The sequence below is a fragment of the Mycobacterium sp. genome (genome assembly GCF_032159765.1).
In the GTDB taxonomy this organism is placed as follows: Bacteria; Actinomycetota; Actinomycetes; order Mycobacteriales; family Mycobacteriaceae; genus Mycobacterium.
Map to the genome: position 1 here is coordinate 63613 of NZ_JAVHWM010000134.1, position 13989 is coordinate 77601.

Annotated in this window: 15 protein-coding genes; 6 read left to right on the forward strand and 9 right to left on the reverse strand. The window is 65.8% G+C overall.

What is annotated here, in order from left to right:
* Positions 1-110: 110 nt before the first annotated feature.
* Genes mftD through mftA form a run of 4 tightly spaced genes read right to left on the reverse strand, consistent with a single transcriptional unit; the run spans position 111 to position 2911 of the window.
* On the reverse strand, positions 111-1298 hold the full coding sequence (mftD, locus tag QOH60_RS15480; protein ID WP_526421836.1) for a pre-mycofactocin synthase MftD: 1188 nt from the start codon (positions 1296-1298) through the stop codon (positions 111-113).
* A 2-nt stretch (positions 1299-1300) separates the two neighbouring features.
* Positions 1301-2458: a mycofactocin radical SAM maturase gene (gene mftC / locus QOH60_RS15485; RefSeq protein ID WP_526421838.1), complete on the reverse strand. Its 1158-nt coding sequence runs from the start codon at positions 2456-2458 to the stop codon at positions 1301-1303.
* Between the two features lies 1 nt (position 2459).
* Complete coding sequence (gene mftB, locus QOH60_RS15490; RefSeq protein ID WP_526421840.1) at positions 2460-2786, reverse strand: mycofactocin biosynthesis chaperone MftB; 327 nt, start codon at positions 2784-2786, stop codon at positions 2460-2462.
* Positions 2771-2911: a mycofactocin precursor MftA gene (mftA, locus tag QOH60_RS15495; RefSeq protein WP_526421842.1), complete on the reverse strand. Its 141-nt coding sequence runs from the start codon at positions 2909-2911 to the stop codon at positions 2771-2773. The genes mftB and mftA overlap by 16 nt, the downstream gene beginning before the upstream one ends.
* Before the next feature lie 75 nt (positions 2912-2986).
* On the opposite strand from mftA, the gene mftR reads away from it, so the two are divergent.
* The 3 genes from mftR to QOH60_RS15510 all read left to right on the forward strand — a co-directional run bounded on the left by mftR (position 2987) and on the right by QOH60_RS15510 (position 5465).
* Complete coding sequence (gene mftR / locus QOH60_RS15500) at positions 2987-3592, forward strand: mycofactocin system transcriptional regulator MftR (protein ID WP_526421844.1); 606 nt, start codon at positions 2987-2989, stop codon at positions 3590-3592.
* Positions 3593-3681: 89 nt separating this feature from the next.
* Complete coding sequence (locus QOH60_RS15505) at positions 3682-4191, forward strand: RNA polymerase sigma factor (RefSeq protein WP_526421846.1); 510 nt, start codon at positions 3682-3684, stop codon at positions 4189-4191.
* A complete protein-coding gene (locus QOH60_RS15510) occupies positions 4188-5465 on the forward strand; it encodes a VOC family protein (RefSeq protein WP_526421848.1) in 1278 nt (425 codons plus the stop codon). Before QOH60_RS15505 ends, QOH60_RS15510 begins: the two co-directional genes overlap by 4 nt.
* Before the next feature lie 76 nt (positions 5466-5541).
* Here the strand turns inward: QOH60_RS15510 and QOH60_RS15515 are convergent, their stop codons facing one another.
* Together QOH60_RS15515 and QOH60_RS15520 are read right to left on the reverse strand one after the other, a co-directional pair.
* A complete protein-coding gene (locus tag QOH60_RS15515; RefSeq protein WP_526421850.1) occupies positions 5542-6714 on the reverse strand; it encodes an NAD(P)/FAD-dependent oxidoreductase in 1173 nt (390 codons plus the stop codon).
* 46 nt (positions 6715-6760) lie between these two features.
* Complete coding sequence (locus tag QOH60_RS15520; RefSeq protein WP_526421852.1) at positions 6761-7207, reverse strand: Rv2324 family transcriptional regulator; 447 nt, start codon at positions 7205-7207, stop codon at positions 6761-6763.
* Positions 7208-7326: 119 nt separating this feature from the next.
* Here QOH60_RS15520 and ddaH point away from each other — a divergent pair, with 119 nt between their 5' ends.
* Together ddaH and rocD are read left to right on the forward strand one after the other, a co-directional pair.
* Positions 7327-8172, forward strand: a complete 846-nt coding sequence (ddaH, locus tag QOH60_RS15525) for a dimethylargininase (protein ID WP_526421854.1) — start codon at positions 7327-7329, stop codon at positions 8170-8172.
* On the forward strand, positions 8169-9392 hold the full coding sequence (gene rocD, locus QOH60_RS15530; protein ID WP_526421856.1) for an ornithine--oxo-acid transaminase: 1224 nt from the start codon (positions 8169-8171) through the stop codon (positions 9390-9392). The genes ddaH and rocD overlap by 4 nt, the downstream gene beginning before the upstream one ends.
* 5 nt (positions 9393-9397) lie before the next feature.
* On the opposite strand, the gene QOH60_RS15535 is transcribed toward rocD, so the two are convergent.
* On the reverse strand, positions 9398-10237 hold the full coding sequence (locus QOH60_RS15535) for a mycofactocin-coupled SDR family oxidoreductase (protein WP_526421858.1): 840 nt from the start codon (positions 10235-10237) through the stop codon (positions 9398-9400).
* Between the two features lie 68 nt (positions 10238-10305).
* Positions 10306-11145, reverse strand: coding sequence for an SHOCT domain-containing protein (locus QOH60_RS15540; RefSeq protein WP_526421860.1), 840 nt, complete (start codon positions 11143-11145; stop codon positions 10306-10308).
* 140 nt (positions 11146-11285) lie between these two features.
* Between QOH60_RS15540 and QOH60_RS15545 the strand changes: the two genes are divergently transcribed.
* A complete protein-coding gene (locus QOH60_RS15545) occupies positions 11286-12677 on the forward strand; it encodes an MFS transporter (RefSeq protein WP_526421862.1) in 1392 nt (463 codons plus the stop codon).
* 109 nt (positions 12678-12786) lie between these two features.
* Here QOH60_RS15545 and tuf read toward each other — a convergent pair whose 3' ends face one another.
* A complete protein-coding gene (gene tuf / locus QOH60_RS15550) occupies positions 12787-13977 on the reverse strand; it encodes an elongation factor Tu (RefSeq protein ID WP_526421864.1) in 1191 nt (396 codons plus the stop codon).
* Between the last annotated feature and the right edge of the window lie 12 nt (positions 13978-13989).

Below are 13989 nucleotides of genomic sequence, written 5' to 3' on the forward strand. Positions count from 1 at the left end.
GCCAGATGTTGGTGAATGAGTAAGCCAGAACTTGCAAATTTTTTGCCGAAAGGCCCCACAAGAATCACGTCAGCACCGTCAGCCCCGCGGGCACCACACCCGCAGCCGGGTCAGGAACCCCGGTCGGTGGTGATGCCGAGTGCCCTCGTGAAGCTCGCGGGGATGACGATGTCGTCGGGCGTCAGGTCGTGGATCGACGCTTTGCTGATGCCCCTCAGCGCAGAGTCGATGCCACCCTGGAGGATGTCGAGCACATTCTCGACCCCGGCCTGTCCGCCCGCGGCGAGACCCCACAGATACGCCCGGCCGATCATGACCGCCCTGGCACCGAGTGCCAATGCCTTGACGACGTCGCTGCCCCGCCGCACGCCGCCGTCGAGAAGCACCTCGACCTCGTCGCCGACGGCGGCCGCGACCGCAGGAAGCGCCCGGATGGTAGCGGGCGTGCCATCGAGGTTGTTTCCGCCATGGTTTGACACCGAGATTGCCGAAACCCCCGCGTCGACAGCGCGTTTGGCGTCATCGACGCGGATCACACCCTTGAGCATGAAGGGGCCGCCCCACAGTTCTCGCAACCAGTTGACGTCGTCCCACGTCGCTGGCGGCGTGTTCATCCATTCGCCGTACGCGGCAAAGAACGGCGGCCCGGGCTGGCCTCGCGGCACCTGGTTGGGCACCGTCAGGTCCGGCGGCCGCAGTGTCTTGGCCCACTGCCAGAGCCACCGCGGCTTGGTGATCGCCGCGGGCGACATCCGCAGCGCGGTGGGCAGATTCATCTGTTCGGGAACCTTGGGGCTGCCCCAGTCGCGGCCGTGGGAGAAGCTCCAGTCGGTGGTCAAGATCAGGCCGACCGCCCCGGCTGCCCGCGCACGCTCAACGCGCGCTGCGATCGCGTCGCGGTCACCCAGCCAGTAGATCTGGAAGAAGATCTTCCGGTTGACCGCGACGACGTCCTCGATGGGCTTGCTGGCGAATGACGACAGTCCCATCGCGGTTCCGCGGGCCGCAGCCGCGCGGGCAACAGCAACCTCACCTTCGGGGTGCACTGCCTGCACCCCGGTGGGCGAGATCAGTACCGGCAACGAAATCTCCTGGCCCAGAACGGTGGTCGACAACTCCCGCTTGTCGGTCGAGCCGATCACGTGTGGCGCGAAGCCGAGCTCGCCGAAGGCCTCCACGTTGTCGGCGACCGTCGTACCCTTCTCGCTTCCAGCGATCAAGGAGGAATACACCGGCTTCGGGAGTCGCTTCTTGGCCTTCTGCTGCGCGAAGCCGACTGTCTCAAACCACTCGGCCATCGCTACCCGGGGCTCTCGTTGCACAGCCGGGCCGGTGGCCGTCGCGTCAGCGTCAGCGCCACCGGACCCCGTCGGGAATGGTCGACGCTGGGCCGGGGCACGTGGCGGTCCGCGGCCAGCGCCGAGGCTCCGAAACCCTGGACGCATTCGGGGTCGGGTCCGTCCATCGGGAGGCCGGTGAAGAACTTTGCCGCCATGCAGCCCCCGCGACAGCTGTCGTAGTGGCCGCAGCTGCTGCAGGCGCCTGCCGACTGGGGCTCGCGGAGTTCGCGAAACAGTGGGGCATTCTTCCACACAGCGTCAAACCCGCTGTCCGCCAACACATTGCCGGCCAGGAACCGATCGTGGATGGCAAACGGGCAGGCGTAGACGTCACCGACCGGATCGATCAGACAGACCACCCGGCCTGCCCCGCACAGGTTGAGCCCGGCCAGCGCACCCGGCTGCCCGAGCGGCGAGAGGTGAAAGAACGAGTCGCCGGTGAGCACTCGGTCACCATGCTCGACAAGCCAGTTGTACAGCTGCACTTGCTGATTGGCCGTGGGATGCAGGTCATCCCACACATCGGCGCCGCGGCCGGAGGGCCTCAGTCGGGTGATCCGCAGCGTCGCACCGTACCGGCTCGCAAGGGAGGCGAAGTCGTCGAGCTGATCGACATTGTGGCGGGTGACGACGACCGAGATCTTGGCGTCCTTGAAGCCCGCGTCTGCCAGGTTGTCCAAGGCGCGTAGCGCCATGTCGTAGGAGCCGGGTCCGCGCACGGCATCGTTGACCTCCGCGGTCGCCCCGTCCAGCGAGATCTGCACGTCGACGTAATCACTCGCCGCAAGCCACCGCGCCCTCTCGGGAGTGATGCGGACACCGTTGGTGGAGAACTTGACGCCGACGTGGTGGGCGGTCGCATACTCGACGAGTTCCCAAAAGTCCGGCCGCACAGTTGGTTCGCCGCCGCCGATGTTGACGTAGAACACTTGCATGCGTTCGAGCTCGTCGATCACGTCCTTGCATTGGCGCGTCGTGAGCTCGCGCGGGTCACGCCTGCCCGACGAGGACAGGCAGTGCACACACGCAAGATTGCAGGCGTAGGTCAGTTCCCAGGTCAAGCAGATCGGCGCGTCCAATCCGCGCTCGAACTGGTCGACGAGCTTGGGCACGGTCATCTCAACCCTTCGTCACGAGCATGTTGGAGTCGGCGAGAACGCCGAGCGCATGCAGGTACGGTCGCTCCCCTTCGGCGTCGACTCCGGCTGCGCGACAAGCGGTTCGAGCGTCGGCGTGCTCGTCCAGCGACTGGACGATCGTCAGGATCGTCCGGTCCTTCAGGAACGAGAGCTTGCGCGTGCCGAAGTGGTACAGCAGCGCACCGAACGGTTCAGGCCGTACGGACACCTGCGGATGCAGTCGCCAGCCGAGCGCCGGGTCGAAGGAGCGAGGCTTGTCCGAGCGACCATCCAGCAAGGAGCGAGGCACGCTCAGTAGACCCCGCACATCCCGTCGATCGACACTTCCTCGACGAGTGTCTCGGTGACGAGCGCGTCGCGTGATGTCGCCGGCCTTCCGGCTCCGGTGCTCGATGTCGCCGTCTCGGCGTGCACCTGGTCATTGGGTTCCATCGAAAGCCGCCTTTCTGGTGTGTGGGTCTCGACAGATTGCAGTTGAGTCGTCAGAATATGGCATCGAGTGCCGAAATGGAAGGGCGGGGTGTGGTCGAGTCACGGGTGGGCCGGCGTCGGTCGACCACGCGCCATCAGATCGCCGACGTGGCCGTTGAGCTCTTCGCCAACCGCGGATTCGACGAGGTCAGCGTTGACGACGTCGCCGAAGCGGCAGGAATCGCCCGGCGGACGCTGTTCCGCTACTACCCCTCGAAGAACGCCATTCCATGGGGGGAATTCGACCAACACCTGCAGCAGCTTCGTACGCTGCTCGCGGCCGTCGACCCCGCAGTGCCCATCGATCAAGCCCTTCGGGATGCGCTGTTGGCGTTCAACACCTTTGGCTCATCCGAGTTCGTCCGACACCGTCGTCGGATGCAGGTGATCCTGCGCACCACCGAGCTGCAGGCGTACTCGCTGACCATGTACGCCGGCTGGCGGGAAGTCATCGCGGAATTCGTCGCCGTGCGATGCGGGGTCAAGGCGGCGGACCTGGTGCCGCAGACAATCGCGTGGGTGATGCTCGGCGTCGCGTTGTCGGCGTACGAGCACTGGCTTGACGACGAGTCGGTGTCGCTGACGCAGGCGCTCGGCGACGCCTTCGACGTGGCCCGCCCCGGCCTCGATCTGGGCGGCTAATCCGCGAGCGCGCGCTCGGCGGGCGACGTCGCAAAAAATTCTTGCGATCAGGGCGTCGGATTTCGGCGTCGGGCGACGACGATACAGATGTGAGCGCCGAACCTCGCCATCCCGACGCTCCGCGCGCGCTCCTCACGCTGTACGACCAGGCGTTGCCCGCGGTGTACGGGTACTTCGTGCGCCGCTGTCCTGACCGTGGGACGGCCGAAGACCTCGCGTCGGAGACCTTCCTTGCCGCGATGGACACGGCGCGCCGCCACGACCCGCCGGATATCACGGTGCCCTGGCTGATCGGAGTGGCCAGACACAAACTGGCCGACCACTACCGGCGCCGGCGTGCGATTCCGGTTGACGACGTGCCGGAGCCGCAGGAGCCGGTGGACTCGTGGGACGCGGAGTTGGACCGCATCGTCGCCGAGAGCACCCTGGCGCGGATGTCGGATGCGCATCGAGCGGTCCTGACGCTGCGCTACATGGACGACTGTTCGGTGAACGAGTGCGCGCAGCTCATCGGCCGCACGGTCCACGCCACCGAGGCGCTGTTGGTCCGGGCCAAGCGGGCGTTTCGACATCACTACGAGGACGGAGGTGTGCGATGACCCAGCCCGATCCACTGACCGTATTGCGCGCCGATGACCTTCCGGTACAACCGGATCCGGCCTTCGCGGCAGCCCTGCGGGCCCGGCTGGAATCCGCCCTGTCTCTGCCCGCAGGAACTGAAGGAGTTGACATGAGCGGAACCGCGCAAGTGATCGCCGAACTCAACGAGACCGTCGAACCGGCACAACCACCCCGCCCGGCAGCGGTGCCCTACCTTGCCGTGGCCGACGCCCGAGCCGCGCTCGCCTGGTACGCCGACGCGCTGGGCGCCGTGGTTGTCGGCGAACCAATCGTCATGGACGACGGTCGCATCGGCCACGCGGAGCTCGCACTCGAAGGCGGCGTTCTCTATCTCGCTGACGAGTACCCAGAGCTCGGGCTGAAAGCTCCTGCACCGGAGGCAGTTTCAGTCAGCCTGATGTTGCATGTGCCTGATACCGACGCCGCGCTGGAGCGGGCGCGTACCCACGGGGCTGTCGTGCGTGGCGAGATCAATGAGAACTACGGAAGCCGGCGCGCGACGATCACCGACCCGTTCGGTCACCGCTGGATGCTCAGCGGCCCGGTGCGCACGGCTGAACTCATCCGAGCGGGCGACATTGGCTACGTCTCTGTCTGGACACCCGACGCCGCCCGCGCCGCGGCGTTCTACAGCCATGTGCTGGGCTGGAGCTATGACCCCGTCACTCACCGGGTCACCAGCACCGAGCAGCCCGTCGGCATGTTCTCCGTCGACGCACCCCCGACGTTGTTCTGCGCCTATGCGGTTTCAGACATTCAGGCAGCGCGCGAGGCGATCCTGAGTGCCGGCGGCCAGCCCGGCGAGGAGCAGGAGGAAAGCCACGGCACCATCCTCGAAGCCACCGATCCGGCCGGCATGGCGTTCGCTGTCTACGTGCCGCGCCCCGGCAATCCACGACCGCAGCTCAACGGCGCCGGGCCTGGCGAATTGTCCTATGTCACTTACGAAGTGACCGACTCGGCGGCCTTCCGCGACTTCTACGGACGGGTGCTGGGTTGGACCTTCGAACCGGGCCACGTTGATGACGGATGGCAGATCACCGACACGCATCCGATGGCGGGGGCGGCCGGCGGTAGTCCCCAGGCGACGACGGTGCCGATGTGGACCGTCGCCGACATCGACGACGCCGTCGCTCGCGTGCTGGAGGCCGGCGGCACTGTACTGCAGGAACCCGCTCGCCAGCCCTACGGCGTGATGGCCGAGTGCCGCGACGACCAGGGCACCCGCTTCTATCTCGGCAGCGGCTTCTAGGCAGCTGCTCCGCGAAATGGAATTCCATGTAGTGATCTCGCGGGATCTACTACATGGAATTCCATTCGCGACGGGGTTACGGCAGGACGTCGGCGATCGGCGCGCCCGCGGCGATCTTGCCGCGGGTCTTCATCACGGCGCCTGCCATGCCGCCACCGACCACCCCTGCGACCACGCCGTCGCGCTCGTAGTACGCCAGGAACCTGCGGCCGTCGTCGCTCACCAGATGCACGACGTCGTCAGCCTCGGGTTCACCGAGGCATTGGATCTTCACGTCGTACTGGTCGCTCCAGAAATACGGCACCACGACGAGGTTCGTCGGTACCTCCTGGCCGAGCATCGCAGGCACCATCACGCGTGCCTGTTCGGCAACGTTGCTCCAATGTTCCACGCGCGCTTGATGTCCCGTGGCGTCTTGCCACGATGCCACGTCGCCGAGCGCCCAGACGTGCTGGACGTTGGTTTTGCCGACGCGATCGCACACCACGCCGTTGTCGACCTCCACGCCGCTGCCTTCGAGCCAGTCGGTGGCGGGCCGTGAGCCGATGCCCACCACCACCAGGTCCGTCTCCACCTCGGAGCCGTCTGTCAGTACCACCTTCTCGACTCGCCCCTCACCCACCACGGCGTCGACACCCACCGCCGTGCGCAGGTCCACGCCCTGGGCGCGGTGCAGTCGCGAGATCAGCGCACCGATCTGCTCGCCGAGCACCGACGCCAACGGCTCGGGCTGCGGTTCGACCATCACCACGTCGACGCCAAGGCCGCGCAAGCTCGCCGCGACCTCGCACCCGATGAAGCCGGCGCCGACCACGACCGCGCGCCGCGCCGAACCGGCCTCCTCCCGCAGCGCCATGCTTTCGTCGAACGACCGCAGGACATGGATGCCTGGCAGATCGGGAAACGACGGAATCCGCCGCGGTACAAGGCCCGTCGCGATCACCAACTCGTCGTATTCGAGCGTCGCGCCATTCTCCACCGCCACCGTCCGGGCGACGGTGTCGAGCGTGACCACCGCTGACCCCAGCAGCAGGGTGATGTCGTTCTCGTCGTAGAACTCGCGCGGCTTGAGCACGGTGTCGTCGAGCTCGCCCTGCAGCACCTGCTTGGACAGGGGCGGCCGGTCGTAAGGGAGGTGCACCTCGTCGCTGACGATCGTGATCGAGCCGTCGAACTCGGATCGCCGAAGCTGCTCTGCTGTGCGCGCCGCCGCCAGTCCCCCACCGACGATGACTATCCGCTTGGTCATCTAACGGTTCATACACGATCGCGCAGCCTCGGTGTTAGTCCCCTCGCTAGGGCAGGCTCCGCTCGATGAGATTCGACAACACGACGATGCTCTCGCTGCGTTCGACGTCCGCGCTGGAGCGGATGCGTTCCAGCGCCTCCTCGAGATGCTGCATGTCGCGGGCGAGGACGCGCAGGATCGCGTCGGACGTGCCGGTAACCGTTGCGGCGCTGACGACCTCGGGAATGTCGACCCACGCCGCACGAAGCCGCTCGGGGGCGATCGTGCCGTGACAGAACACCTGGACGTAGGCCTCGGTGTGCCAGCCCAGCGCGTTCCGGTTGATGACGGCGGTAAAACCTTTGATCACACCGCTGTCCAGCATCCGGTCCACTCGCCTCTTGACCGCTGGCGCCGACAGGCTCACTTTCTCACCGATCTCGGCGAACGTGGCCCGCGCGTGCTCGCCGAGCTCGGCAAGGATGCGCTCGTCGATGTCGTCGAACCGATTCACGGCGCTCACCTCCCTCACGCAATGAATAGCCAAATATGCCAGCCTTACGCAACAGATCTAGCGTAGATACGCAATATATAACGTTTGATTGCGCAAAGCACTGCGGATACCGTCAGTTCATGACGGACCAGCTGATCGCCCCCGCAGCGCGAGCAAACGCCTCGCGCACCGCACGTCCGCGCCAGTTTCTAATGACTCCGCCCCAATACTTCGCCATCGAGTACGAGATCAACCCGTGGATGCATCTCGGCACGCCCGTGGACCGCGACACAGTCCTGACGCAGTGGCAGACCCTGCGCGACACCTTCATCCGGCTCGGCCACGCCGTCGACGTCCTCGCGCCGGCACCTGGCCTGCCCGACATGGTCTACGCCGCAAACGGCGGGTTCATCGCCGGGAACACCGCTGTCGTCGCGCACTTCAAGTTCACGCAGCGCAAGGCCGAATCGATCGCGTACGCCACCTGGATGGCGCGCCGCGGATATCGCATCGTATCGACCCGCCATGTCAGCGAGGGACAGGGCGACTTCCTGCGTATTGGCGGGATGCTGTTGGCAGGTCATGGTTTTCGGACCGACGTCCGTGCCCACGCAGAGGTCGCCGAGATCCTGCGGATGCCGGTGATCTCACTCGAGCTCGTCGATCCCCGCTTCTATCACCTCGACACCGCGCTCGCCGTCCTCGACGACACCACCATCGCGTACTACCCGCCCGCGTTCAGTGCGGCGGCTCAACAGGTTTTAAGCACCATGTTTCCCGACGCGATCGTTGTCGCAAGTGCCGACGCGTACGCGTTCGGACTCAACGCGGTGTCTGACGGCCTGCATGTTGTACACCCATGCGGGGCAACCGGATTCGCCGCACAGCTGCGCAGCGCGGGCTTCGAGCCCATCGGCGTCGACCTGTCGGAGTTGCTGAAGGGCGGAGGGGCCGTGAAGTGCTGCACGTTGGAGGTGCACCCATGACGACGACGGCCGCGGCAATCGGGCTGGAGAACGCCCACGCCGCCCGCAACTACGCCCCGCTGCCCGTGGTCGCCGCGAGCGCCGAGGGCGCGTGGATCACCGACGTCGACGGGCGACGGTACCTCGATTGCCTGGCGGCCTACTCGGCGGTCAACTTCGGCCACCGCCATCCCGAGATCGTCGCGACGGCGCATGCCCAGCTCGACCGGGTCACCCTGGTGAGCCGTGCGTTTCATACCGAGAGCCTGGGCCCGTTTTGCGCGGCGCTGGCCGACTTGTGCGGCAAGGACCTGGTGCTGCCGATGAACAGCGGCGCCGAGGCGGTCGAGAGCGGTCTCAAAGTGGCGCGAAAGTGGGGCGCCGACGTCAAGGACATACCGGCCGAGCGCGCCAATATCATTGTCGCGGACAACAACTTTCACGGCCGCACGATCAGCATCGTCAGCTTCTCCACCGATCCGGCCGCCCGCGGCGGCTTCGGCCCGTTCACCCCTGGATTCCGCTCGGTCCCGTTCGGTGACACCGCCGCTCTTGCGCGCGCCATCGACGACGACACCGTCGCGGTGCTGCTCGAACCCATTCAAGGCGAGGCGGGCATCATCGTGCCACCCGATGACTACCTTCCCTCGGTGCGCGCGCTGTGCACCGAACACGACGTGCTGTTGATCGCCGATGAGATCCAATCCGGTCTGGGCCGTACCGGTTACACGTTCGCGTGTGAGCACTGGAACGTGGTGCCGGACGTCTACCTCTTGGGAAAGGCACTGGGCGGCGGGATCGTGCCACTGTCGGCGGTGGTGGCCGACGAGGACATCCTTGGCGTCTTGCACCCCGGCGAGCATGGCTCGACGTTCGGCGGCAATCCGCTGGCCACCGCCATCGGATCGACGGTCATCAGATTGCTCGGCAGCGGTGAATTCCAGCGCCGGTCACAACAATTGGGTGATGTGCTGCACCACCGACTGCATGACCTCGTTGGCCGCGGTGTGGTGGCTGTGCGCGGCCTCGGCCTGTGGGCAGGGGTCGACATCGACCCGCGGTACGGCACGGGCAAAGACATCAGCCTGCGCCTGGCCGAACGTCGGGTGCTCGTCAAGGACACGCACGGCTCAACTGTGCGGTTCGCACCGCCATTGGTGATCACCGCACAAGAGATCGACTGGGCGGTAAGCGAATTCGCGGCGGTACTGGCCGAATCCCGCGCGCTCGTGCCAGCCTGACGTCGTCAGTACTTCAGCGCGCCGCGGTCGACGGGCACCTGCACACCCGACAACGTCGCGGAGCCGTCGCCGGCAAGCCACACCACCACGTCGGAAACTTCTTCCGGCGCCATGAACTCGTTGCGGTGCCGCCTGCCACCGACATCGCCGGGGTGATAGGGCATCGGCACGAAGCTGTGCAGGTAGGTCGGGAACTTCTTGAACAGCTCCATCATCGCGTCGTGTTCGATCATCGGCGTGTTAATCGAGTACGGGTGAATAGAATTCACCCGGATACCGAACTCGCCGGCCTCGAGGGCGAGCGTATTCGTCAACGCAGTCAGCCCATGCTTGGACGCAGAGTAGTGCCCGTTGCCGGGGGTGGCCTTCAGGCCGGCGGCGGAGCTGACGATGATGATCGACCCGCCGTTTCCGGCTTCGATCATGGCCGGGACGGTAGCGCGGATGGTCTGCCACGTACCCGTGAGGTTGACGTCGATCACGGTGTTCCACTGATCTTCTGTCAGCTCCCACAGTCGGCCCCAGCCGAGCACACCCGCATTGGCGACAAGGATGTCTAGCCGCCCGAATTGCTCCATGCCGTCGGCGACAACCTGTTGCACGGCAGCGCCGTCGCGCACGTCGACATGACGGGCAAGCACCTTTCGGCCCGCCGCCTCGACGCCGCGGACTGTCTCTTCCAGTTCTTCCGGCGTCGCCAGCGGATACGTGATCGGCGCCACCGGCGCGCAGACGTCGATGGCGATGATGTCGGCGCCCTCCTGGGCGAGCCGAATCGCGTGTGCGCGTCCTTGGCCCCGGGCGGCGCCGGTGACGAATGCGACGCGTCCTTCAAGTGATCCCATGGACGTCCCTTCCGCCGATTGCGGTCAGGCTAGCAGCGGAACTGGAACGTGTTCTAATCGCCCCGGGTTCAGATCTCGGAGATGATCTGCGTCCTCTTGGCCTTGTACTCCTCGTCGCTCAGCGCCCCCGAGGCGCGAAGCGTTTCCAATTCCTGCAGTCGTTGCGCGATCGACGGTGCGATCGCACCCGGCGCCGGCGCCACCGAGGGGGCCGGGCTCGCTGGCGAGGCGCCCGAGGGCTGTACAGCAGCCCTGCGCACGATCGCTTGGAGCTGACCTCGGACCGCCGGGTTGGAGCGCACGTCGACCATCCGGTTCAGCGGGATGCCGTTGGTCTGCAGCAGCCGCAGGATGTCCATCAACGGCTCGGCCTGGCCCGTCAGGTCGTATGTCTTGTTGTCCTCGGCGACAGTGAACTGCGCTGGCACCAGGCCGTTCACCAAAGCGCTTCGCTCCCAGTCGATCTTGAACTTGTGCGTCGTTGGGTCGACGAGCACGACGACCTTGCCCTTGTTGAAGTTCCCCATCCGGGTCACCTGCGCGATGACGCGGTCCTGCGCATCGAACGGGGTGATGCCCGGCCCTTCGATGTGCAGGTTGAGTGAGATCATCGGCTGATCGTTGATGCGTGTGCCTGTCTCACCCATCCCCGTGATCCGGGCCAGTGCCAGCACCCCGTTCTGTTCGAGCACCGCATTCGACGCAGCGGACTTGGCGCTGAAGTTCGCCAACCACAACGCGATCAGCACGTCGAGAGCGGTGATGAACAGGCCGGTGTAGAACATCCACATCATCGAACTCGAGCCGAAGGTCTTGCTCATCGCGAAGTACACGATCAAAAAGATCGGCCCGACGAGGCCGCCGCACAACAGGACGACCAACTGTGCCTTCAGGTATCGCGCGAACATCGGTCAATCTCCTCGCCTTGGCGACCCCCGTCGCGTGTCAGAGTAACGTCGAACATTGTTGATCGCTGCCTCTTGCAGTCTGCTTGGAGTCATCTGTCTTGCCGACCGGTAAAGCGTTGACGTCGGCGTAAGGTCACCGCGTGAGATCGTCGCAGGAGGCTGTGCGTTCGCGCTGGACGTTCGCCGCGGTGTCAACAGCGTTGTTCTGTGTCCAGATCGACTATTTCGCGATGAATCTGGCGTTGCCGCGGATGGCGCAGGATCTCCACACCGACACCACGGACCTGCAGTGGGTGATCAGCGTCTACATGCTCGCGCTGGGCGCATTCATGACGCCGGCCGGCCGTATCGGCGACATCTTCGGGCGCCGGCGGGCACTGCTCACCGGGGTCGCGGTGTTCGGCATCGCGTCGGTGCTGTGCGCGCTCGCGCCGTCGGCGGGGATGATCATCGCGTTCCGCGCACTGCAAGGCCTCGGTGCCGCGCTGATTTTCCCGGTGTCGGTCAGCGTGCTGACCAACGCGTTCCCGCCGCAACGCGCAAGTCAGGCGATCGGAATGGCTTACGGGATAGCAGGATTGGGTAATGCCGCCGGCCCACTGATCGGCGGTCTGCTGACAGAATCGTTCGGTTGGCGCGCCATCTTCTGGCTCAACGTCCCCTTCACCGTGCTCTCACTGGTGATCGGCGCGATCAGCATCGACGAGTCCTCCGACACCACAGTTCCGCGGCGAATCGACGTCGGTGGCCTGGCGCTGATCGTATTCGGCGTCGGGTTGTTCACGCTGACCTTTGACCGCGGGTCGGCGTGGGGGTGGACGTCGCCGGCGACGATCGCAGCGTTCGTCGGCTCGGTCCTTCTCATGGTGACCTTCGTGATCGTCGAGCGGCGCGTGCGCTGGCCCCTCGTCGATCTCTCTCTGGTCCGCAACACGAAATTCGCGATTCTGGTGATCGCGGGAACCATTGCCAACATTGCCTATGCCGTAACGATCTATCTCTCCACGATGAACCTGCAGCAGGTGCGCGGGCTGGACCCATTGTCGGCTGGCCTTGCGTTTCTTGGCCCGTCAGCCGGAGCAGCGCTCGGAGGTGCGTTGTCCGGGTGGCTGGCCGCACGAAAACCGCCGGTCGCTGTGATGGGAGCCGGGTGTGCGGCCGCGGCGGTGTCGCTGGCGGCGTTAGCGGCCGCGACGGGCTGGGTGCCGTATCTGATCGCGCTGACGGCGGCGGGCACGACGCTTGGACTGGTGTATGCGTTCACGACAGTGGCCACGCAGGCGGTCGTGCGTCCGGAGCGCGCGGGCGAGGCGGCGGGGGTGACGCTCACGTCGATCGTCACGCTCGCCGGTGTGGGTGTGGCGGTCGCCGGTACAGTGCTGGAGATTCTGACGGGCGGCGGCTGGTCGACGGCCTCGGGCATCAACGTGATCATCGGCGCCTTGGCGGCCGTGCTGCTGCCGGCGGGGTTGGCCGTGCTGTTCATCGCGCGACGCCCCGCAGAAGCGCCGAAATCTGCACCAGGGCTGTGATTCTCGTCGATCAACGACCCTGGCGTCGATCTCGGCGACAAAAGGGCCCGGGGGAAAACACAAGCGGCGCCCACCCTTTCGGATGAGCGCCACTTGCGGCGTGCTGAATTTACTTGTTGATCTTGACGACCCGGCCGGCGCCGACGGTGCGGCCGCCCTCGCGGATCGCGAACCGCAGACCCTCGTCCATGGCGACGGGCTGGATCAGCTTCACCGAGATGTTGGTGTTGTCACCGGGCATCACCATCTCCGTGCCCTCGGGCAGCGTCACCACACCGGTCACGTCGGTGGTGCGGAAGTAGAACTGCGGACGGTAGTTGTTGAAGAACGGCGTGTGCCGGCCGCCCTCGTCCTTGGACAGGATGTAGACCTGGCCTTCGAACTCGGTGTGCGGCGTGGTGGTGCCGGGCTTGACCACGACCTGACCGCGCTCGACGTCCTCGCGCTTGATGCCGCGCAGCAGCAGACCGACGTTGTCGCCGGCCTGGCCCTGGTCGAGCAGCTTGCGGAACATCTCGACTCCGGTGACGGTGGTCTTGGTGCTGGACGGCTTGATGCCGACGATCTCGACTTCCTCATTCACGTTGACCACGCCACGCTCCACACGACCGGTGACCACGGTGCCGCGGCCGGTGATCGTGAAGACGTCCTCGACGGGCATCAGGAATGGCTTGTCCGTCTCGCGCACCGGATCCGGGATCGACTCGTCGACCGCGGCCATCAGCTCTTCGATCGACTCGACCCACTTCGCGTCGCCCTCAAGGGCTTTGAGCGCCGATACCCGCACGACGGGGGCGTCCTCGTCGAACTCCTGGGCGGCCAGCAATTCGCGGACCTCCAGCTCGACGAGCTCGAGCAGCTCCTCGTCGTCGACTGCGTCGGCCTTGTTCAGCGCGACCAGGATGTAGGGCACGCCGACCTGACGAGCGAGCAGCACGTGCTCACGCGTCTGCGGCATCGGGCCGTCAGTGGCGGCGACCACGAGGATCGCGCCGTCCATCTGGGCGGCGCCGGTGATCATGTTCTTGATGTAGTCGGCGTGGCCCGGGGCGTCGACGTGCGCATAGTGACGCTTCTCGGTCTGGTACTCAACATGCGAGATGTTGATGGTAATACCGCGCTGACGCTCCTCGGGCGCATTGTCGATCTGGTCGAATGCGCGCGACTCGTTCAACGCCGGGTACTTGTCATGCAGAACCTTGGTGATTGCTGCGGTCAGCGTCGTCTTGCCGTGGTCAACGTGACCAATGGTCCCGATGTTGACGTGCGGCTTCGTCCGCTCGAACTTCGCCTTCGCCACTGTGTTGTCCTC

Coding starts and splice junctions, on each gene's coding strand:
- mftD (WP_526421836.1), bottom strand. CDS start 1,298: ATGGCCGAGTGGTTTGAGACAGTCGGCTTCGCGCAGCAGAAGGCCAAG.
- mftC (WP_526421838.1), bottom strand. CDS start 2,458: ATGACCGTGCCCAAGCTCGTCGACCAGTTCGAGCGCGGATTGGACGCG.
- mftA (WP_526421842.1), bottom strand. CDS start 2,911: ATGGAACCCAATGACCAGGTGCACGCCGAGACGGCGACATCGAGCACC.
- mftR (WP_526421844.1), top strand. CDS start 2,987: ATGGAAGGGCGGGGTGTGGTCGAGTCACGGGTGGGCCGGCGTCGGTCG.
- QOH60_RS15510 (WP_526421848.1), top strand. CDS start 4,188: ATGACCCAGCCCGATCCACTGACCGTATTGCGCGCCGATGACCTTCCG.
- QOH60_RS15515 (WP_526421850.1), bottom strand. CDS start 6,714: ATGACCAAGCGGATAGTCATCGTCGGTGGGGGACTGGCGGCGGCGCGC.
- ddaH (WP_526421854.1), top strand. CDS start 7,327: ATGACGGACCAGCTGATCGCCCCCGCAGCGCGAGCAAACGCCTCGCGC.
- rocD (WP_526421856.1), top strand. CDS start 8,169: ATGACGACGACGGCCGCGGCAATCGGGCTGGAGAACGCCCACGCCGCC.
- QOH60_RS15535 (WP_526421858.1), bottom strand. CDS start 10,237: ATGGGATCACTTGAAGGACGCGTCGCATTCGTCACCGGCGCCGCCCGG.
- QOH60_RS15540 (WP_526421860.1), bottom strand. CDS start 11,145: ATGTTCGCGCGATACCTGAAGGCACAGTTGGTCGTCCTGTTGTGCGGC.